The organism is Shewanella sp. SACH (genome assembly GCF_001887095.2).
Taxonomy (GTDB): Bacteria; Pseudomonadota; Gammaproteobacteria; order Enterobacterales; family Shewanellaceae; genus Shewanella; species Shewanella baltica.
Genome location: NZ_MPDG02000001.1, coordinates 641,730 through 662,412 on the forward strand (window position 1 = coordinate 641,730; position 20,683 = coordinate 662,412).

At 45.0% G+C, this 20,683-nt stretch carries 15 protein-coding genes, 1 other RNA gene and 3 pseudogenes; 11 read left to right on the forward strand and 8 right to left on the reverse strand.

What is annotated here, in order from left to right; genetic code table 11:
- Positions 1 to 8: 8 nt before the first annotated feature.
- From pspB to ffs, 7 genes are all read left to right on the forward strand, one after another.
- Positions 9 to 248 (forward strand): envelope stress response membrane protein PspB, encoded by a 240-nt coding sequence (gene pspB, locus BM607_RS02620; protein WP_006081138.1) that lies wholly within the window; start codon positions 9 to 11, stop codon positions 246 to 248.
- Positions 235 to 621, forward strand: a complete 387-nt coding sequence (pspC, locus tag BM607_RS02625) for an envelope stress response membrane protein PspC (protein ID WP_063883141.1) — start codon at positions 235 to 237, stop codon at positions 619 to 621. The genes pspB and pspC overlap by 14 nt, the downstream gene beginning before the upstream one ends.
- Positions 622 to 734: 113 nt before the next feature.
- Positions 735 to 2,195, forward strand: a complete 1,461-nt coding sequence (locus BM607_RS02630) for a YcjX family protein (protein ID WP_071938992.1) — start codon at positions 735 to 737, stop codon at positions 2,193 to 2,195.
- Positions 2,192 to 3,412, forward strand: coding sequence for a YcjF family protein (locus BM607_RS02635; RefSeq protein WP_071938991.1), 1,221 nt, complete (start codon positions 2,192 to 2,194; stop codon positions 3,410 to 3,412). Before BM607_RS02630 ends, BM607_RS02635 begins: the two co-directional genes overlap by 4 nt.
- A gap of 342 nt (positions 3,413 to 3,754) precedes the next feature.
- The gene (megL, locus tag BM607_RS02640; protein ID WP_071938990.1) at positions 3,755 to 4,948 is read left to right on the forward strand and encodes a methionine gamma-lyase; all 1,194 of its coding nucleotides are present in this window, start codon (positions 3,755 to 3,757) and stop codon (positions 4,946 to 4,948) included.
- Between the two features lie 226 nt (positions 4,949 to 5,174).
- Entirely contained in the window at positions 5,175 to 5,543 is a 369-nt protein-coding gene (locus BM607_RS02645; RefSeq protein WP_006085377.1) for a ComEA family DNA-binding protein, read from the forward strand.
- A gap of 284 nt (positions 5,544 to 5,827) precedes the next feature.
- Positions 5,828 to 5,925, forward strand: an RNA gene (gene ffs, locus BM607_RS02650) — signal recognition particle sRNA small type.
- Between the two features lie 219 nt (positions 5,926 to 6,144).
- Here ffs and BM607_RS02655 read toward each other — a convergent pair.
- From BM607_RS02655 to dinG, 6 genes are read right to left on the reverse strand one after another with little or no spacing between them, the layout of a single operon-like run.
- A complete protein-coding gene (locus BM607_RS02655) occupies positions 6,145 to 6,435 on the reverse strand; it encodes a late competence development ComFB family protein (RefSeq protein WP_006081144.1) in 291 nt (96 codons plus the stop codon).
- A 33-nt stretch (positions 6,436 to 6,468) separates the two neighbouring features.
- Entirely contained in the window at positions 6,469 to 7,377 is a 909-nt protein-coding gene (locus BM607_RS02660; RefSeq protein ID WP_071938989.1) for a histone deacetylase, read from the reverse strand.
- A gap of 29 nt (positions 7,378 to 7,406) precedes the next feature.
- A complete protein-coding gene (locus BM607_RS02665; RefSeq protein ID WP_006085379.1) occupies positions 7,407 to 8,096 on the reverse strand; it encodes a DUF2057 domain-containing protein in 690 nt (229 codons plus the stop codon).
- 10 nt (positions 8,097 to 8,106) lie between these two features.
- Complete coding sequence (locus tag BM607_RS02670; protein WP_006081147.1) at positions 8,107 to 8,769, reverse strand: primosomal replication protein; 663 nt, start codon at positions 8,767 to 8,769, stop codon at positions 8,107 to 8,109.
- Positions 8,766 to 9,539 (reverse strand): TSUP family transporter, encoded by a 774-nt coding sequence (locus BM607_RS02675; RefSeq protein WP_012196866.1) that lies wholly within the window; start codon positions 9,537 to 9,539, stop codon positions 8,766 to 8,768. Before BM607_RS02675 ends, BM607_RS02670 begins: the two co-directional genes overlap by 4 nt.
- Before the next feature lie 9 nt (positions 9,540 to 9,548).
- Positions 9,549 to 11,621, reverse strand: coding sequence for an ATP-dependent DNA helicase DinG (gene dinG, locus BM607_RS02680; protein WP_071938988.1), 2,073 nt, complete (start codon positions 11,619 to 11,621; stop codon positions 9,549 to 9,551).
- A 120-nt stretch (positions 11,622 to 11,741) separates the two neighbouring features.
- Between dinG and BM607_RS02685 the strand changes: the two genes are divergently transcribed.
- The 4 genes and pseudogenes from BM607_RS02685 to BM607_RS21750 form a co-directional block, all read left to right on the forward strand.
- Positions 11,742 to 14,171: a DNA polymerase II gene (locus BM607_RS02685; RefSeq protein ID WP_071938987.1), complete on the forward strand. Its 2,430-nt coding sequence runs from the start codon at positions 11,742 to 11,744 to the stop codon at positions 14,169 to 14,171.
- Between the two features lie 223 nt (positions 14,172 to 14,394).
- Entirely contained in the window at positions 14,395 to 15,606 is a 1,212-nt protein-coding gene (locus BM607_RS02690) for a porin (protein ID WP_071939284.1), read from the forward strand.
- A 294-nt stretch (positions 15,607 to 15,900) separates the two neighbouring features.
- Positions 15,901 to 18,795 carry a TonB-dependent receptor gene (locus BM607_RS02695; RefSeq protein ID WP_071938986.1) on the forward strand — a complete coding sequence of 965 codons (2,895 nt, stop codon included), beginning with the start codon at positions 15,901 to 15,903 and terminating at the stop codon, positions 18,793 to 18,795.
- A 178-nt stretch (positions 18,796 to 18,973) separates the two neighbouring features.
- Positions 18,974 to 19,148 (forward strand): annotated as a pseudogene (locus BM607_RS21750) (helix-turn-helix domain-containing protein); the annotation flags it as partial.
- Here the strand turns inward: BM607_RS21750 and BM607_RS02700 are convergent.
- Positions 19,142 to 20,005: pseudogene (locus tag BM607_RS02700) on the reverse strand (IS982 family transposase). The pseudogenes BM607_RS21750 and BM607_RS02700 overlap by 7 nt on opposite strands.
- A 383-nt stretch (positions 20,006 to 20,388) precedes the next feature.
- Positions 20,389 to 20,623: pseudogene (locus tag BM607_RS02705) on the reverse strand (transposase); the annotation flags it as partial.
- Positions 20,624 to 20,683 lie beyond the last annotated feature (60 nt).

Consider the following 20,683-nt stretch of genomic DNA (forward strand, 5'->3'; position numbering starts at 1 on the left):
GGTGAGTTATGGATATGGACGTACTGATGGCGCCGATTATTATTTTCATGGTGATAGTCGCGCCAATATGGTTAGTTCTTCATTATCGCAGTAAGCGACAAGTGAGCCAGGGACTCACTGAGGAAGAGTTTTCACAACTCAATGACTTGATATCCAAGGCCGATAAAATGGCGGCGCGTATCGAGACCTTAGAGGCCATTCTGGATACAGAATCGCCCGAATGGAGGGGGAAACATGAGAGGATCTAATGGCCGTACTTTGTACCGCATTCCCCAGTCAGGCAAAATAGCGGGTGTATGCGCAGGGATTGCCGAGTACTTTGCGATTGAAACTTGGTTAGTGCGAGTACTGGCGGTGTCTATCTTCTTACTCGGCGGCTCAGGTGTGGTATTTATCATCTATGTCGCTTTGTGGGTGATTTTAGACATCAAGCCACAGAAGTCGTACGATAGGGACGATATCGAGGTAAAGAAGAAGCCGTGGCAGTCGGGAGAACCCGCAAAGCAAGCGCTGAGCGACGTGAGTCGTCAATTTCGAAGTCTGGAAGTCAGGCTACAAAATTTAGAACGTCACGTCACCTCTGACAACTTTGATTTAAAAAGACAAATCAATAGTTTGTAATCCTTCTAAAGGGCGGCCATGTCCGCCCTTGTTGCTTAATCTCCTGTCCATTCCAGTGTATAGTCAAGATCACTTAACATAAGTTAACATCATTCGACATAAGGGAAGTCTCTATGGGAATGCTTGATGCCTCGCTCCATAAAATAACCCAAAAGGGCCAATCCCTGTTACATCGCACCGCGGACCGGCATTTACGTTTGGCCGTGACTGGGCTTTCTGGTGCAGGAAAAACCGCATTTATCACAGGGTTAGTCAATCAGTTACTCAATTCTGGCTCTGTCTCAACCTCATCCCACACCCGCAACAACAGCGCTTTGCCATTGTGGCAGGTGAGCCGCGATCAGCGTCTGCTCGGGGTTAAACGTGCCATGCAGCCAGATCTGGAAATCGCCAGTTTTGATTATCAAGGCGCCATGTTAGCGCTCACTTCCGAACCCGCGACCTGGCCAGCCTCCACTCGCACTATTTCTGAATTACGACTGGCGATTAAATACCGACCGCAAAAGGGCTTATTGGCCAAGTTTTCTGATACCGCCACACTGTATTTGGACATAGTTGATTATCCCGGCGAATGGCTACTCGATTTACCTATGCTGCGCCAAGACTTCGTTACTTGGTGTCGTGCGCAACAAGTTCGTATCGAGAATCTTAAAAGCTCACCCTTATATGCTGAGTTTGAACAATCATTGATGTCATTGGATTTAGCCGCCAGCGCCGATGAGCAGCAATTAAAGCGGATTGCCGATCAATATCAGTTATTACTCAATGATTTAGTGCACGTGCAAGGTTATTACCAAGCGCAGCCTGGACGCATGTTATTGCCGGGTGAATGGCAGGGCGCTCCCTTATTGGCTTTTTTCCCCCTGTTATTAGTTAATGATGAAAAGTTCGCAGCGCTTTCGCAAAGCGATAAACACAGTGGATTCCATGTACTGGAAAAACGCTATCAAGAATACGTCGCTAAAGTGGTTAAGCCTTTCTATAAAAACCACTTTGCCGGTTTTGACAGGCAGTTAGTGCTCGTTGACTGTTTTAGTGCGTTGAATCGCGGTAAAAAGCAATTTGAGGATATGGGCGCGGCGCTTAATGCCATTATGGAAAGCTTTCAGTTTGGCCAATCGAGTTATTTACGGCGTTTATTTTCTCCCCGCATCGACCGTTTATTGTTTGCTGCGAGCAAGGTTGACCATGTGACGCGCGATCAGCAGAGCCATGTTTTGTCCCTGCTGACCGATATGTTGAAACACAGCCAGCATTTTGCCAGTTTCGATGGTTGTAAAGTGGAGACGATGGCGATTAGCGCCATCAAGGCGACTCGCCATGGCATGGTAACGACCCAAGATGGCGAGGTCGAAGTCGTGCAGGGGACGGGACTCAATGGTAAAGCCCTGACCTTGTTTCCAGGCGAAGTGCCTACTCGCTTACCTGAGCCTGATTTTTGGCGTGACCAAGGGTTTAACTTTATCGGCTTTGCACCGCCGAGCAATGTCAATGTTGACCCCTCTCAAGTGCACTTTGACCATATTCGTCTCGATCATTTGTTGCAGTACTTACTGGGAGATAAGTTGGAATGACGCTAAAGCTATCGGATAACGCTAATGAGCAGGCCTCCAATTCTTCTGCCAACTCCTTTGCACGCTCAGTTGAACATAAGCCGCTGAAAAAGCAGCAGCTGTTTGACTCACAAGTTGTTGAGCTCAAACCCAGCAAAGAGGAGATCAAAGGGACGAAAGCTTTTGATCCGCATACCCCAGTGCAAGAAGTGGCTGCCGATATTGAGGAATTGATGGATGAAACGCTGTCATCCCATCCAAAAATGATCGATGCTAAATCGGTATCGCCTCAACTTGTAAAATCACGCCCTTGGTCTTGGCTCGCTCGTCTGGCGGTAGCGAGTTTATTGCTGCTCGTGGTAGTTCAAACGGGATTAGGATTGAGGGATGCCTGGCTTGAGAGCCCTTGGTTGTTTAGTTTTTATGGCGTGGTGCTTGGGGTCGTTAGTGCGTGGGCATTGGCGGGGGCGTTTAGTGAGTACCGTAAACTGAAGCGACTCAAACAGGTCGCCGATACCCAAGAAACTGGCGCAAGGCTAGCGCAGAGCATGCAAATGGGTGAGGCAGACAGTTTTATCGATAACATAGTGTGCCACTATGGCGACAGCCAAGGTTTGCAGCAACTTCGCCGTTCATTAAAAGATGAACATAATGATGCCGAGAAAGTCTTGTTATTTGAGGACTTAGTGCTGACAGAGCGGGATGAACTGGCCAAAAAAGTCGTGCGACGCTATGCGGCTGAGTCGGCAGTGCTACTGGCGGCCAGTCCGTTAGCTGTGCTCGATATGGCCATTATCCTCTGGCGTAATCAACGTATGCTGCGTGATGTCGCCCGCTGTTATGGCATTGAGCTGGGTTATTGGAGCCGGATTAAACTTATCCGCAGTATCATCATCAATATTATTTATGCGGGCACCAGTGAGTTAGTTACCGATTTAGGAACACAGCTGTTATCGGTTGAAATGACAGGTAAATTGTCTGCTCGCTTGGCCCAAGGCTTAGGTGGCGGTATGTTAACTGCGCGCCTTGGATATCAAGCCATGGCGCTGTGTCGGCCGATTGTGTTTAGGGAAGAGCAAAGGCCTAAGTTGTCTAAAGTGCATCAGGAATTGTTGATCGAACTGAAGCAGTTTTCAGGCAAGTTGTTTACCAAGGAAGGCCGCGACGCATTAAAAGGCCAGTTCGCCGATGTGGATGACAAAGTACCTCAGTCAGCTAAAGATAAATCTAAAGAGTAGATATTATTTAATATCAAACAATTAACCGATTTAAATCGGCCGAAAGTAGATGCGCTAATAGACTTGTTCCTTAGCGCATTTTTTTATGATTTTTTGCAGGTGCCGAGTATGACAAAGTGCGGCTGAAAAGTGCTATGTAACAAGTTAATTACACTTGGGGCGCTGCTATTTTCACCACACTACTGGCTTAAGTGCTTGGCCGCGTTATGGTAGTGCTTATTTGATAGGGCTAATGTTTTATTAACTTATCTATTGGATTGTCCATAATGCGGGCATTGAGCATCCCAAACGAACAATCAATCAAGAAGGGATCAGTTCAATGCCAATTACAAGGAGCTAGGTATGCAAGATGAGTCAGGCAAGATGTGGAAAGCGGCAACACAGGTTATTCATGGCGGCCATGAGCGTGAGGCCTTTGGCGCCTTAGTGACGCCGCTATATCAAAGTGCGACTTTTGTGTTTGAGTCCGCACAGCAAGGTGGTGAGCGATTTGCGGGTAATGAGCCGGGGTATATTTACACGCGCTTAGGGAATCCGACAACCGCCGAGCTTGAACGTAAAATGGCGATTTTAGAAGGGGCAGAAGCCGCCGCTGCAACCGCATCTGGTATGGGCGCAGTATCCGCCGCATTACTGGCTAACTTGCAGATGGGCGATCACTTAGTGGCATCCAATGCCGTATACGGCTGTACTTATGCGCTAATGACGACTCAGTTCGCTCGCTTTGGTATTGAAGTGTCCCTAGTAGACTTTTCATTGGTAGCAGAAATAGAAGCGGCAATTAAATCCAATACTAAGGTCATTTTCTGTGAAACCCCAGTGAATCCCCATTTACAGGTGTTTGATTTGGCAGCAATTGCGACTATTGCCAAACGTCACCAGTTGGTCAGTATTGTTGATAATACTTTTATGACCCCATTACTGCAGAGGCCGCTGGATTTTGGTATTGATTTGGTGATCCACAGTGCGACTAAATATCTGAATGGTCATGGTGATGTGATTGCGGGGATAGTGTGTGGCAGTGAAGAGCAGCTCCATAAAGTGAAGTATGAAATCTTAAAAGATATTGGCGCTGTGATATCGCCACACGATGCTTGGCTGATCTTGCGCGGCCTTAAAACCTTAGATGTACGTTTACAGCGCCATTGCGATAGTGCCCAGCGCGTGGCCGAATTTTTGGCCGAACATCCCAGTATTAACCGCGTGTATTATCCCGGACTTGCCTCTCACCCAGGGCATAAATTCATTGGTCAGCAGATGAAACGTGCTGGTGGGGTGATCGCGTTTGAACTTGCGGCAAATTTAGAAGAGGCTATGGCCTTTGTGGGGCATTTAAGCTTGTTCTCTATTGCGGTGAGTCTAGGCGATGCAGAATCCCTCATTCAACATCCAGCGTCGATGACACACTCTCCCTATACGCCAGAGGCGAGAGCGGCGGCTGGCATTGGTGATAATCTGCTGCGAATTTCTATTGGCTTAGAAGATTGTGACGACATCATCGCTGACTTGAGTCAAGCGTTAGCGCGTTTAGCTTAACGAGTGTCACTAATTTAAACCACCAACTATTTGAATGATAAAGGGATGCGATTTAGCATCCCTTTTTCTATGGCTAAGTTTAGGTTCATCGGGTTAAGAGGTGAAGTTTAGCTAGTGTGAATATTTGTGGCGCCGATTTGGTATTTCATAACAGCTTGGACTATTTTTGATTTGAGGCCACGGAAGTAGGAAGAGAGGCCGCAATTCATGGAATAGAGGAAGAGTTATGAACATCACCAAATGTATACCCGCTATTATGAGCGCCATGGCATTAACGGCTTTTTTAACAACGCCAGCAATCGCCGCAGACACCCCGACTAAAGCCGCCGCTAAAATGCAGACTCAGGCCAAAACTGAGGCGAGCGATATGGCATCGGATGCGAAGAAAGCTATGCCGGATGCTGCTCAAGTCAACATCAATACGGCTTCAGCAGAGCAGTTACAAGTGCTAAAAGGGATTGGTGCCGCTAAGGCGCAAGCGATTGTCGATTACCGAACCAAAAATGGTAAGTTCAATGCAATCGATGATTTAGCCAATGTCTCGGGTGTTGGGGCTAAGTTGATTGAGCAGAATCGTCATTTGATTAAGTTGTAATTATCTCAGGCGATGATTGAGTTGCATTATGTATTGAGTTTCACTCTTGTTGAATTTTTAATATGCCAAGTTTGACACAGTGAAATGTCTATAAAAGTCTGCATTTGCAGGCTTTTATCATTTCAATCACTGCACTTGCTTATAGATTGTGCAGTTAGGCGGGATATTAAGAGATCTTGTCGATTAGCGCTTGATCCCATAGGAGGCATGGGGGATAATCCTCGGCGTTCAAGCAAGCGCTTTGGTTTATCTCTTTCAAAGCAATGCTCGAAGTTATGGTGACCCTAGGGTCCCCCCGCAATGATAACTTGTGAACTCGGCCAGGCCCGGAAGGGAGCAACCGCAGCAAGCGACTCGTGTGCCGGGGTGTCGGCTCTAGGGGAACCTCCAATTCTGCAATATCTCTGTTTTATTCTCATTTTACTTCTTTATATCTACTCAATTTATTTTATTCAATATACTTGCTAACTGACTATTTCTGTTTTCTGCCGTTAATCATTTATAGCGTGAATACTTTATACGCAATGGGATAATCCATTGTTTGCCTCTTTCCTGCCACTGTAACGGCTAAAATACTCTAAAAAGTCAGACCTTAGCGAGATTAACGATTGGCTTCGGCTTCTTCCTGTAATCTTTTTTGCAGATTTTGTTTTAGAAAAGCGCGGGACTTTTCGAGTGCGGTTTGGATCTCACGCTTTAATGCTTGCAGCTCGTTATAGTCTTCAAAGAAGTAGGTATCGACGAGGTGGCGTATGTAGCGCACTGGCAGTTGATTTAAGGTCACACAACATAAGTCGGCGAGATAGTCTTCAGGAAGCTCGTCCATAAGTCCTTCATCTGACAATATTTCCATTAAAAGAACTTCGTAGTAATTACGGATTTCGAGTTGCATCGTTATGCTCCATGACGGTTTTCATTGAGTTTGCTACCACAAATGGTTTGCCGCAATAAAAAGTTGGCTGTGTCTTTGGCTTAATTGTAGTGCGTCTCTGCTATAGCCGCCGCCTATCACGGCTGCAATTGGAATATTTTCCGATTTTGCCATTGATAACACAGTTAAATCCCGTCTGAACAGCCCTTCTTGACTGATATTGAGCAAGCCGAGATCATCATTTTGATGGATATCGACCCCAGCATCATAAAGAATGAGATCTGGCTGATGGATGCGGATGAGTAGGGCGAGTGTTTGCTCCACGGTTTCGAGATACAGATTGTTATCGCTGCCTTTGGTTAGCTCAATATCATGGTGGGAATGCTGCTTACGACTCGGGAAGTTCTCTTTGCAGTGAATCGAGCAACTGATTATCCCTTGATGTCGCTGGCTGAGTGTTGCACTACCGTCACCTTGATGCACATCGCAATCAAAAATCAGTACCTTGTGCACTTGCTGGCTCGCGATGGCATTTTTGGCCGCGAGGATAAGATCGTTGAAAATACAATAGCCACTGCCAAAATCGTAATGGGCGTGATGATAGCCACCCGTTAGGTGCAGGCCAATACCCTGATTAATGGCCAATGAAGCTGTGAGAGTGGTGCCTGCCACAGAATGCAAGGTGCGCTCAACTAAGGTTTCACTCCACGGAAAACCAATCCGTCTAAGCGCCGCTGTTGGCAACGTGCCCGCGATAAACTGCTCTACGTACTCGCGTTGATGCACTTGCATTACATCCTGCGCTGTCATCGCCGTTGGCGTGCAGAACTGGGCTGGTGTGGCAAGCTGATTATCGAGTAAGTACTGCCGTAGATGCGCGTACTTGGTCGTGGGGAATCTGTGGTGAGGAGGAAGCGCCAGCTTGGAATAGCTGGCGTGATAAACCAGTGGGATCAGAGTCAATATTGACTAAACCTCGTTATCGTAAGTCGTTATAGCTGTGAAATTGCCCAGCTCATAAATTCTTTACGTGTTTTCTCATCCGCTTGTAACCACCAGTATTGCAACATTTGTTGTGGATTGGCAGCTGTTGCTTTAGAAGTGTCTACGGGAGCTGTGAGTGAGGTTGCGCTAACGGTAGCCGATGTTGCCACGGGTGCTGGTGCAACGGCAACCACTGCGCCTGCTGCACCGGTTGCTGCTGCGGCAGTTCCCGAAACGTCAACGGCTTGATTACCACTAAAAAGGCGAGAGACAAAGCTTTCTTCTTCTAAATTGGTATTCACCACTTGGAAATTGACGTCGCCTTTGTCGCCACGGGTCAATTTGATTTGTGGGTTTTGCGCGTAAACTTTTGGCTTTTTAACGACTTTGCCTTCGGCGGCTTGGAGGTAATATTGATAGTCGCCATCAACGTCTAAGGTCACGATGAAAGGGGCTGATTTAACAAAGGTTTGGCTATCGCTAAAATCGTCTTCAACCATCTCATGGTAACGAATGGCGATTTTATGAGTGCCAGGTGTCAATTCTAAGCTGCTTTTATGATTGAACACGCTAGACTCGACTTTTTTACCATCGAGTGCAAGGTACTCAAATGACATCGGAATGTTGAGATCTGCGGCGAAAGCTGAAGCAGAACCGAGTAATACTAGCAGGCTGCTGATTGGCAAAAGTGATTTCAATTGTTACTCCTTAACGATTATTACTCTGATACGGACGTTCGAATATTTGAATGCGATCTTCTATATAACTAATAGCTTGCCTGCATTTTCCTAGACGACGATGCATCAAAAGGATGTCATTTTGCAATTTTATTTTGTCAGCACTATGACAGTTTTCAAGTTTTGATTCCATTTCTTCAATTTTTTGTTCAAATTTTTTCGCCCAATTCAGGTGTTTGTTCAATTCTTCATAGATCTCGTGACTATTTTGCATCACGTTATTGGCGATCCAATCGAAACCACTGGCTTGGTGAGACTGATTCTGACGCTGAGCAAAACGGGCGCGGCTACTGGCACGTTGCTGAGTCTTGGACTTAATGTCGATAGAGGTCGTCAGCAAGGCCCGTTTGACGGCGGTGAATCTGTCTTGGATGCGCTCACAGCTGAGGGCAATCGTCTGGGGGGCGAGTTTGAGCTTAATTTGTTTTTCGAGCTGTATAATGCTGCTCCGAATTTGTTCAATACAGGGGCCGAGTTGAGCGCCGTGTTGGACAAACAGCGAATGATTAAAGCGCTCCGTTTCTTGCAGGAGTTTACGCTGCGGCGGCGCGAGTCGATTATCGTGCTGCAGTACTTCTTGCTCTAGGGCTTTGAGCTGATTTTTCAGCATCACCAGTAATTGTTGGGTGTTCACAACCATGCGCTCCATGCCAAATTTGCTGCAATCATTAGCACGATCAAAATAAACAGTGGACGAATAAAGGGCATGCCAAATTTAATCGCGCAGCGGGCGCCGATAAATGAGCCTAACATCATGCATAATCCCATCCACAAACCTATTTGCCACTCTACCTGCCCAAGCCAGCCAAAGATAGTCAATGCGGTCAAGTTGCTGGTGAAGGTCATTGCACGGGCGAGGCCGCAACTGTGCAGTAAAGGCAGTTTATACAAAGAGCCGGATGTGACAGTCCAAAACGCGCCAATGCCAGGGCCGGCAAAGCCATCATAAGTGCCTAAAGCGAGTCCCTGTAGCCATTGTTGCTTGGCGGGTGGTTTGCTGGTTGGGGCTTGGCAGTTAACATCTGATATCGCATTGGGGCTGATTAAACTGTAAATGGCGATGCCAATGATCAGCAGTGGCAGGACTTTTTCGAGCCATTGGGTATCGACTAAATAGACTAAGAAACTGCCCAATACGGCACCAATAAAGGTGGCAATAAAGGCCATGTACCAAAACGAGGGTTTAAAAAGGTGCTGACGATAATAGGTCCAAGCCGCCATTGAAGAGCCAAAACTGGCGGCTAACTTATTGGTACCTAATACGGTGTGCGGTGCTATGCCTAAGGTTAACAGTGCGGGGATCGACAATAGGCCACCGCCGCCAACAACAGCATCGATGAACCCAGCGATAAGACCTATAACTGCCAACAGGGCCCAATGACTGGGCTCGAGTAACAATTCCAAATTTTAATCCTACTCTATGACACGTCTAAAGGGCGGTAAGGCGTCCAGCAAGGACTTGCCATAGCGTTTAGTGACTAACCGCCTATCTAAAATGGTGACTCGGCCATAATCTTGCTCTTTACGCAGTAATCTACCACAACTTTGAATAAGCTTACGTGAAGCATCTGGGATAGTCAGTTGCAAGAAGGGATTGCCGCCTTTGACTTTGACATATTCCGCATGGGCTTGTTCAACGGGCGAGGTTGGCACCGCAAAGGGCAGTTTAGTGACGATCAAGTTCGTCAGATAATCGCCGGGTAAGTCGAGACCTTCAGAGAAACTGCCGGTGCCGAATAATATGCTCGGTTCGCCTTTATCGCACTTAGCTTTATGATTCTCTAACAACTGTTGCCGTGGCGCATTGCCTTGAATAAGCAGCTCAGTGGTGAGTTTACCTTCAAGTAATTCAACCACTTTTTCCATCTGCCAGTAGGAGGCGAATAACACTAAGGTAGCCATTTCTCCTTCAATCAGAGTGACGATTTGCTCCGCAAGTTCAGCCGTATAGGCATCGTCCGTCGGCTCAGTGCGCATTTTGGGTAAATAAAGTGTCGCGTTATTGGGATAATCGAAGGGCGATTGTAAGGCTAAATAACGGCTGCCATCGTTGAGTGATAAACCGACTTGATGCACAAAATGGTCGAAGTTATTGAGTGCGCGCAGCGTGGCACTACATAAAACTACGCCCGCGGCTTTCTGCCATAGCATGGATTCCAGCATAAAGCCGACTTCGATAGGTGAGGCGCTAAACAGATAATCCACTTGTTTACCTGTGATGAGCTCAACCCAGCGCGCCATAGGTGCACCTTTATGTTTATCTTCCTTGGCCATCATCTTCCACAATTTTTGTAGATTCTCGAGCCTTTGCAGCATAAATCCGGTTTCGGCTAATAGTGCTTCGGATTGATGTTTAGGAATGTCGCCATCTTTAATCGCCTCTGCCAACAGCGACAGCATTTTATTAAACTGCTTGAGGGCAAGATTAGAGGTCACAGCAAGGTTTTCGGCCAGAATAAGTAATGAGTCAGGCAGTTTGCCGTGCTCAAAACGCAGACGGTTTTCAGGATTGGCAAAGTGCTTTGTCTGGGTATCGCAGTAGTGAGCCACTTGATTGAGCTGGGCGATAAGATCGCCTAAGTGATCTTGCATCGCCTGCGCGGGAGCAATGATGTTGTTGCTCTTTATTTGGTTTTGTAACTTAGCGCAGGTTTTGCCGATTTTTTCGAGCCAGTCACAGGCGCCCCTCAGCGTGGCCTGCGCACTGGAGAAGTCCCGCGCCACAATGGGTAAGTGATGTGCCTCGTCGATAACATAAAACACGTCTTCTGGATCGGGCAAAATCACGCCGCCACCTAATTCTAAATCGGCGAATAACAGGCTGTGGTTGGCAATGAGCACGTCCCAGGTATCGACATCTTCACGGGCTTTATGGAACGGGCAATTTCTGTGACTGGCGACTTGGCGATGACAGCTGTGTTTGTCGCAGGCGATTTGTTGCCACAGATGGTCGGGCAGCGGCACGGCTAAGGTATCGATTTCACCGTTCCAGCGACCTTCGTTATAGTCTTTTAACAGGCCATGCATCATAGCCACTTGGCTATTGTCAGGCTTAGTTTGCCACATGGCCATTTGTGTACTGTTGTCGTCACCGATGAGCATCGCCAGTTTCGATAGACACACATAACGTTGTCGACCTTTGACTAGGCCAAAGCGGAAATTTAAACCGGATTGCTCAAGGAAGAAGGGCAAGTCTTTATGCAGTAATTGTTCTTGCAGGGCGACGGTCGCGGTGGCGATACAGACTTTTTTCTTGCTCGCTAATGCCAGTGGAATGGTACCGAGAATATAAGACAATGATTTACCGATACCAGTCCCTGCTTCGACCACTATGATGCGTCTATCTTTGTCATAGTCGCCGGCGAGGGTCTTAGAGATTTCCGCCACCATATAGTTTTGTTCGCGGCGCGGCCTAAAATGAGGCAAGGCGGTAGCGATATCCTTATAGATGGTGCGGATCTGGGTTTTTACATTGTCAGGTAACATGCGTCACTACTTTATCGAATTAATGCTGTACATAATAACAGTGATTGCATAGCCTAAGAAACTTTTCTGCCATTTGGCGGCATTTAAATTGAGTAGCTATACGATTTGGGAACCCATGCGATGAAGCCAGAGGCAACAACGGCCGTTAGTGTACAAGGTCGAGTCTTAACACGCCATGCGATTCATCGTCATGGGAGTTTAGTGTTGCAGTATTATCTGGCGACCGCCCAAGGCCCTGTGCTGGTGGAAGTGCAAGGCACCGAACACATTTGTTTTTGTCATCAAACGGATGTGGCGGCTCTACAGTTACAAACGCCGGGTCAAGCATTGCGGTTTGTGCCGTTAGCGCTCAAAAGCTTTAAAGGCGGCGCCGTCAGTGGAGTTTATGCTAAATCGAGCAATAGCTTACGTACCTTACAGCGCATCGCGAAAGATGCCGACATTCCCTTATTTGAAGCGGATATTCGCCCTGAACAGCGTTATTTAATCGAGCGGTTTGTGGCGCTGGATGTGGCATTTTTAGGGCATTTCTCTGCGCCGACTAGCGATAGCCTTGAGGCTAACTCGCTGCCCGTGTTTATCGCCGAGCGGGCTAAGAGTATTGCCCCTTTAACGGCGGTGAATTTACGCTGTATCTCACTGGATTTTGAATGCAGCTTTGAGGGCTTACTCTATTCGGTCGCGCTATATGGTCAAGACAGTGGCCGAGACGTGGGGCAAGGCAGCCTCAAGCAGACTTATGAAAAAGTGATTATGGTGGGCGAAGCTGAATCAAACGCCCCCGAATATATTGAATGGGTGGTCGATGAAGCGGCGCTGATCCATCGATTAATCGCGTGGTTCCATGAGTTTGATCCTGACTTTATTATTGGTTGGTCAGTGGTGAGTTTCGATCTTGCGCTATTGTCACGCCGTGCATTATTACATCGTATTCCGCTCACCATTGGCCGCGGTGGTGCTAAGCTCGATTGGAAAGTTGACAATAAGTTTCGCCCAGAAACCTTAGTCTTATCTGGTCGTGTGGTACTCGATGGTATCGATTGGCTTAAAGCCGCTTTTTATCACTTTGAGCGTTTTTCGTTGGAATTTGTGTCGCGGCAACTATTAGGTGAAGGCAAGGCCATTCATAACGTCGATAATCGCGTTGAAGAAATTGACCAGCTGTTTAAGACCGATAAACAAGCCTTAGCCCATTACAATCTTACCGATAGCCGCCTAGTGTGGGATATTTTTACTCACACTCAATTGTGGGATTTTGCCCTCGCGCGTGCCGAACTGACAGGTTTAGAACTGGGGCGGGTAGGGGCTTCGGTGGCGGCGTTTAATCATTTGTATTTACCACATTTACATCGCGCGGGTTATGTCGCTCCAGCAGAGCCTGTGAGTCAGGGCATTGAAAGTCCTGGCGGCTACGTGATGGATTCTGTGCCGGGTCTTTATAAACACATCTTAGTGTTCGATTTTAAAAGTCTGTATCCCTCCATTATTCGCACCTTTTTGATCGATCCTAAGGGATTGATTGAAGGTTTGCAGTTGCCTGAGTCTGACTGTGTTACGGGGTTTCTCGGTGGCCGTTTTAGTCGGCAACAGCCTATTTTACCTAAGCTAATTCAAACCTTATCTGAGCAGCGCGAAAAGGCTAAGCGTGAGCACAATGCGCCGTTATCTCAAGCGATAAAAATTATCATGAACTCGCTGTATGGGGTTTTAGGCTCTCAAGGCTGCGTGTTCCATGATGCCAAGTTGGCAAGTTCGATCACAATGCGCGGCCATCAAATCATGAAACAAACCCGCGCATGGATAGAAGAGATGGGCTATCAAGTGATTTACGGCGATACGGATTCGACCTTTGTGTGGCTTGGCAGCGAGCCTGATCTCTCAGACATTAACGCCTTAGGTAAATCATTAGCACAGGATATCAATGCTAAGTGGCAGGCTAAGATCTGTGTTGAACACCAAGTTGAGAGTTTTCTCGAGTTACAGTTTGAGCGGCATTACGAGCAGTTCTTTATGCCAACCTTAAGAGGTTCATTAGAAGGCAGTAAAAAACGTTATGTTGGCGCGTGGCGCAATGCGAGCGATGAACTTGAGCTCACCTTTAAAGGGATGGAACAAGTGCGTAGTGATTGGAGCCCCTTAGCGCGCAAAGTCCAAGAGTCACTCTATGAGCGAATGTTTAACCAAAGGGATATCAGTGTTTATTTAGCCAGCGTGTTTGAAAAACTGCTTGATGGTCAGTTGGATAATGATTTGGTATTTCGTAAACGCATGCGGCGCAATATTGAAGATTACACGGCTAAATCTTCACCACATGTTAAAGTCGCCCAGCAACTATGCGGCATAACAGGTGATGTCTCTTTTGGCAAGCGTGGGGCGCAAATTGACTACCTGATTACTGTAAATGGACCGGAACCCTTACTGTACAGAACGTCACCAATTGATTACCAATACTACATTGATAAGCAAATTGGCCCTATTGCAGAACCGGTATTTTCGATAATGAAACTAAACTACATGGATATTGCGTCAAAGCAGTTGCTGTTAATATAGTGTTTTTAATGTTCCTTATGTGTTGCGATAGGTGGCGGATGTAGCGTTTTAACCTGTTTTGTAGAGGTTAACTGGTTTGTTTTTGTGATGTTAATCGACATATTCTTTAGGTTTCGCTTTGAGGGGATATTGATAATTTGCTACCCTTTAAGTGGAAATTGTAAGGAAATATAACAACGGAATGACGTTGGCAGAACATAAACAAAAAAAGGTTAAGCACCAAATGAACAAGACGTTAGTAGCAACTGCGCTTGCAGCAATTTTTTTAGTACCATCAGTCTCGGCTATCGAGATCTATAAAGATAATAAAAATGCCGTAGAAATCGGTGGTTTTATTGATGCACGCGTGATCAACACTCAAGGGGAAACTGAGGTTGTTAACGGCGCATCTCGCATTAATTTTGGTTTTAATCGTGAGTTGACTGACGGTTGGAAAGCCTTTGCTAAATTAGAGTGGGGCGTAAACCCAGTTGGTAGCAGCGATATCGTCTATAACAATCGCTTCGAATCTGTTCAAGAAGAGTTCTTCTATAACCGTTTAGGTTACGCAGGTCTGTCCCATGACACTTATGGAACACTAACTATCGGTAAGCAGTGGGGTGCTTGGTACGATGTCGTTTACAACACTAACTACGGTTTTGTGTGGGACGGCAACACTGCAGGTGTTTACACTTATAACAAAGATGACGGCGCGGTAAACGGCGTGGGTCGTGGTGATAAAACGGTCCAGTATCGCAACGCCTTTGGCGATGTTAGCTTCGCAGTTCAAGCGCAGTTGAAAAACAGCAGCTTCTATACTTGTGATACCACCGATGATATTACTCAAGCTCAGTGCCAAGCTGACTGGGAAAGCGGCGATAAGAAAGCTCAACAAGTCGAGTACAACTACACTTATGGTGGCGCGCTGACCTATAAAGCTACTGATATGCTGACTTTAACTGCGGGTATTAACCGTGGTGAGTTTGAAGTGAGCTTTGGTAATGGTGAGCAAAGAACTGCCATCGATGTTATCTATGGTGCCGGAATCACTTGGGGCAACTTCGATAACGATGGTTTATATGCTGCTGCAAACTTTAACAGACAAGAAAACCATGATACTGACAACATTGGTCGTTTGATCAAAGATGCCTATGGTATTGAAAGTTTAGTTTCTTACAAGTTTGATAATGGCCTACGTCCATTCATTTCTTACAACGTGCTTGATGCGGGTAAAGATTATGTTATTCAGCCTAACTTCAATGCCGATCCTAACGATGAATTCAAACGTCAGTTCTTAGTTGTCGGCCTGCATTTGGTATGGGATCCAAACACAGTTCTGTATATAGAAGCACGTAAAGATTACAGTGATTTTACCAGCGCAGATAAAGACCAAGAAGCCAGAATGGCACTTTCTGAATCTGATGGCGTAGCAATCGGTATCCGTTACACGCTCTAAGTTTCAAGGTTCTTTAAAGTAAGAACCTTTTCAGATATTACCCAAAAAGCCAGTCAGCAATGACTGGCTTTTTTGCATTATAATTCCGACAAAATATACTCATATGAATGCAAGTTGAGTATCTCACAATGGTTCCTTTGTTTTACCTGTGTGTTTTTTGTTGATAAAAAGTTTCATATGTGATTTTATTGTTTCAGCTGAGTGCTCCGTATTTTTCCGAAGTACTGCTGTCTGAAACTGCTTATTAAATAAGCGGATTATAATAAATACATAATATGTCCAGGGAGATAGACAATGCATAAGAATAACTTTTTAGCCAAGTCAGTGCGTTTTGCGTTGATTGGTGGTGTTGCAGCAACCGCGCTAAATGCTCCATTAGTGCTGGCTGCTGATGATGGAGCCGATAAAGTTGAACGTATCGAAGTTACTGGTTCTCGTTTGAAACGCACGGATTTAGAAACTGCAACGCCAATTACAACTGTAACAGCAGAGCAGATTTCAAGTTTAGGTATTCAAGATATTGGTGAATTTCTTCAATCAACCTCTGTGATGTCGGGTTCACCTATAGCTACGACAACCAATAACGGCGGTAATGGGGATTCGTATGTAGAATTGAGGGGGCTTGGCTCTTCTCGTACGTTGGTTCTCGTTAATGGTCGTCGTCCTGTATCTTCGGATATGCAGGGCATACCAGCATCAATGATTGAGCGTGTTGAAATTTTGAAAGATGGAGCATCAGCAACTTACGGGGCAGATGCCGTGGCTGGTGTAGTAAACATTATTACTAAGCGTGATTTTGATGGTTTAGAGTTTAATGCTCAAACAAAACAGAACTTTGATGTTGATGCAGGTGAACAAACAAGCTTTAGTTTTTTAGCAGGCAAAAAATTTGATTCAGGTCATTTTGTTGTAAACATTGACTATGTGAAACAAAAAGAAGTTTATCAAGGCGATGTAACTGATGTCGATTTTTTTCAACATCCATGGAACGTTTTTGACCCTGAGAGTTTTGCTCAAAATGGTCTGATCCCACCAGGTCAAGAAGGCGAAAATGCCTTCGATGCAGGGAGTGGTTCTATTCCATGTGGGAATTTCTATTTATTTACGAAGCCAGGTTCTTTTACTAATGGGACATGCCGAGATAACGGTGACCTTGGTACAGGAACGGCTGTGCTCAATGATATGAGACCATATACCGGAGGAGATACATATAACTTTAACCCCGTAAACTATTTACAGACGCCATATGAAAAACTTAACTTCTATGTGGATGGAAGTTTTGAGCTAAATGACTCTGTTACAATTTATTCTGAAACTCGAATCAATAAGCGCAGTTCTCGCCAAGAATTAGCTGCCGTTCCTTATGATACTCAATTTGATCCTGGATATACTGTGTTGGACCCTATAACGGGCAAAGCTTATCAAGGTATTTCTAAGGATAACTATTATAATCCGTTTGGTGAGGATGTTAAGCGTTCACGCCGTAGAATGTTAGAGGGGGGGCGATCTTTTGAACAGGATGTTTTACGTGCACAGCAAGTTATTGGAGCAGAAATTGCCCTTAATGACACATGGTCATTAGATGTAAACTATAACTATGGAATCGATCAAACTCAGAGTACTGACTTCGGCCAACTATATGGTCCTAACCTTGCTAAAGCATTAGGTCCATCATTTAAAGATGCACAAGGAAAAATAGTTTGTGGTACTGCAGCGAACCCTATTGCGGATTGTGTTTCCTTAGACGTATTTGGTGGTCCAGGTACAATCACACAGGATATGCTTGATTATATTACATCTCCTTTAGTTGACAGTGATAAATATACGCTTGAGACTTTTACAGCATTCTTAGGAGGAGATCTTTTTAGCTTACCAGCTGGTTCTGTAAGTGGTGGTTTGGGTTACGAACATCGAGCAGAGAAGTTAACATCCCAAGTTGATTCCGGTAAGTTCATGGGACAGGTTTCAGGAAATAAAGGCGCAGGAACTTCTGGTTCATTCTATGTTAATTCATTGTTTGCCGAGTTTCGAGTGCCTTTATTAGAAGGGTTGCCTGGTGTTGAACGATTAGAGATGCCAGTTGGTGTCCGTTATGACAACTTTAATACATTTGGTGGTGCAACAACTTATCAAGCAGGTTTAGAGTGGTCAATTTTTGATGGTTTACTAGCTCGTAGTTCCTATGGAACAGTGTTCCGTGCGCCTACTATTAGTAATCTATATTCACCAGGGGGCGATTCATTCCCTCAAGGTACTGATCCTTGTCGTTCATCAAATTGGTCAAACTTAACTACTGATGCTCAAGCTCGTTGTACTGCTGATGGTGTTCCCTCCGGTGGTTTGAATAATGATGATCAGCAGCAATTAGCTAAAATTGGTGGAAATCCGGATTTAAAACCTGAGGAAGGGGATACTTTGACTGTAGGTCTTGCTTATTCTCCAGATTTTGTTGAAGGATTAGGCATTACTTTAGATTATTGGGCTGTTGATATTGATAATGTTATTACAACAATTGATCCTATAGACTCGCTGGATGCGTGTTACATTGGTGGACTTGATACACTTTGTCAAAATGTTAAGCGTAGCTCTGATGGTACAATTGACTATATTGAGGCTCGCAATACTAACTTAGCTAGAATGACTGCAAAAGGTATTGATTTCGAAGCAAATTATGTGTTCGATACAAGTATCGGTGATTTCAACTTAAACTTTGTTTGGACACACTTCTTAGAGCGAGGTGAAAATTCTTTCGAAACCACAGAATTGGCTGATGGTTCTGTTGAATATACCTACGGTTTTGGTGATGTTGCTGGTACTTTTGTTAATGACACTTCCTATGCTGAAGATAAGTGGAATTTTACTGCTGTGTATAAGTTAGATGACTTAACTGTTACTTACCGCACAAATTACATTTCTGGTATGACATATCAAGATTTAACATATTTTACTAAGTCAGACATCCTTGGAGAGGTTGGATACTTACCGACATATGAAATTCCAAGTGTAATGTACCATGATTTGACTGCTAGCTATGCTTTCAAATCAAACACAACAGTTACTCTTGGTGTAACAAATCTGTTTGATGAAAAACCACCATATATTGAAACTGCCTTTAATGGTAATACCGATGAGAGTTCGTATCGTTTGTTCGGACGCAGTTGGTTCTTAAATCTAAATCAGAAGTTCTAATTGTTGAAATTAGATAATTTCTGAATAATTATTTAAATCAAAGCACTCTGTGAAGTTCACAGAGTGCTTTCTTATTTAATAACATTATGTAATGGAACTTGGTTGTACCGATTCGTGCCAATATTTTATGCCATTTACATTAATTATATGGTCTAATTGATTGTTATGTTCTAACCATATTGAATATGCGAAATCTCAGCATAGCTGCGCTGCTGCCTTAGCTAAATCTGAGAAAAACGCACCTAAGCATCTTATCTTACTCCATTTTAGCGAAGGTCATTCTCGTACCGCCTGTAGCAAGCATGTTCAAGGTCAGTAGAACCAGTGTCAATCGATGGATATCAACCTATTTAACCTGATAACGAGCCATGTTAGTGAGGTTCAGTTGTGGCTTATTGCTTTCAATTGATAGGCAATGATTCCTGCAATCATATTGAGCATAAAATCATGCACGCTGCGGTGTCTAGAGTGCTCTATTTGAGAGATATTTTTTAACTGGTCGTTGATGGTTTCTATGATGAAACGTCTCGACAGCATCGCTCTATCCCACAACGCCATCGCTTTTGCTTTCATATTCTTACGCACGTTTGTCACCAGTGTGACGCCTTTCTCCAGCAATTCACTGGACAGTGCTTTACTGATATACCCTTTATCTGCATAGAGTTTATTCATATCACTTTGCACCATCTCGTTCACCGGTTTTGTGTCGTGTACATTCGCAGGGGTCACTTTGGCCGCCACTATTCCGCGTTGATGATTCACAATCAAATGCAGCTTAAAGCCATAGAACCACTCCATAGTACCTTTACCTCTGCACGCCAGTCCCGCCAAGGTTTTATGGCGATGAATAGGTAGGTTGTGACACACTTTGATGCTGGTTGAATCAACAAATTCGATGCCAGTGGGGTCACTCTTGAGGCTGGCAAAGTAGCTGCAAAGCGGCACTAAAGCAGTGGGCGTCACTTCAAGAAAGCGGGTATAGCTGAGTAAATTGGAAAAGCGGATTTGTAGAAATGAGCCAGATAGCCGATGTAGAAGTTCTTGAGATCACGGTGGTGAGACATCTGAAATGGTCATCACTTCGCTCATCTTCATACGGCCACGAGTTGACGCTTGCGTGTGCCATCGGTTAACAGCGTTTTTTCCCATTCAGGAATGAAAACAACGAAAAATCATCGACATCGCAAAACACTTCCACTAATTTATGCATAGGCGCTCTGGTGTGATGGGATTTCTCTTGGTTGAAAGATCCGATCACTTGGAGGGCCATTAGTTCAACATTTCTTATCCCGAGTTCAGGTTAAATAGATAAATGCCCATCAAAGCACAACAGCGGTAATGGTATTAATGAGTTAAACGGTTTGTCTTACCCAAAACCGGAACGGGACTGTGGCCTTCGAGGCCATGTGGATGCCAAGGAGGGTAAAACGTCAATTTGGATCTCATTAGGGCGCAACAGACGCCGGATATATGTCGCAAGACCGCGACCATTAACGACTGATACCCCGTTGTGAAAGTTGAATTATCGATTAACGTAAATGTAGTTTGAACAAAGTAGGACATTGACCTTGCTAAACCCGAGGTGATCATATATGTCTTAGCGCGTTTACTGCTAGAGATGTAACCAGGTGATGTTAGTGGAACATTCATCAACGTAAATAATGAGTTGTGAAGCCTTCTAGCGCACGCAACAATAAACTAAAGATGCGTTTAATCATCAACGCGGTTTCAATTGAACATCACTATTGCTAAACCCGCAATCATGCTTGCCATGATGCTCATGGTAGTACTGCGCATTTATTGCTGCTTCATCCACCCAGAAGATTAGTTAGGAAATCTGATGATTTCAACACCAATTAGTTCATGATTTGTTCAACAACACCATAGA

Coding starts and splice junctions, on each gene's coding strand:
- pspB (WP_006081138.1), top strand. CDS start 9: ATGGATATGGACGTACTGATGGCGCCGATTATTATTTTCATGGTGATA.
- pspC (WP_063883141.1), top strand. CDS start 235: ATGAGAGGATCTAATGGCCGTACTTTGTACCGCATTCCCCAGTCAGGC.
- BM607_RS02630 (WP_071938992.1), top strand. CDS start 735: ATGGGAATGCTTGATGCCTCGCTCCATAAAATAACCCAAAAGGGCCAA.
- BM607_RS02635 (WP_071938991.1), top strand. CDS start 2,192: ATGACGCTAAAGCTATCGGATAACGCTAATGAGCAGGCCTCCAATTCT.
- megL (WP_071938990.1), top strand. CDS start 3,755: ATGCAAGATGAGTCAGGCAAGATGTGGAAAGCGGCAACACAGGTTATT.
- BM607_RS02645 (WP_006085377.1), top strand. CDS start 5,175: ATGAACATCACCAAATGTATACCCGCTATTATGAGCGCCATGGCATTA.
- BM607_RS02655 (WP_006081144.1), bottom strand. CDS start 6,435: ATGCAACTCGAAATCCGTAATTACTACGAAGTTCTTTTAATGGAAATA.
- dinG (WP_071938988.1), bottom strand. CDS start 11,621: ATGTTACCTGACAATGTAAAAACCCAGATCCGCACCATCTATAAGGAT.
- BM607_RS02685 (WP_071938987.1), top strand. CDS start 11,742: ATGAAGCCAGAGGCAACAACGGCCGTTAGTGTACAAGGTCGAGTCTTA.
- BM607_RS02690 (WP_071939284.1), top strand. CDS start 14,395: ATGAACAAGACGTTAGTAGCAACTGCGCTTGCAGCAATTTTTTTAGTA.
- BM607_RS02695 (WP_071938986.1), top strand. CDS start 15,901: ATGCATAAGAATAACTTTTTAGCCAAGTCAGTGCGTTTTGCGTTGATT.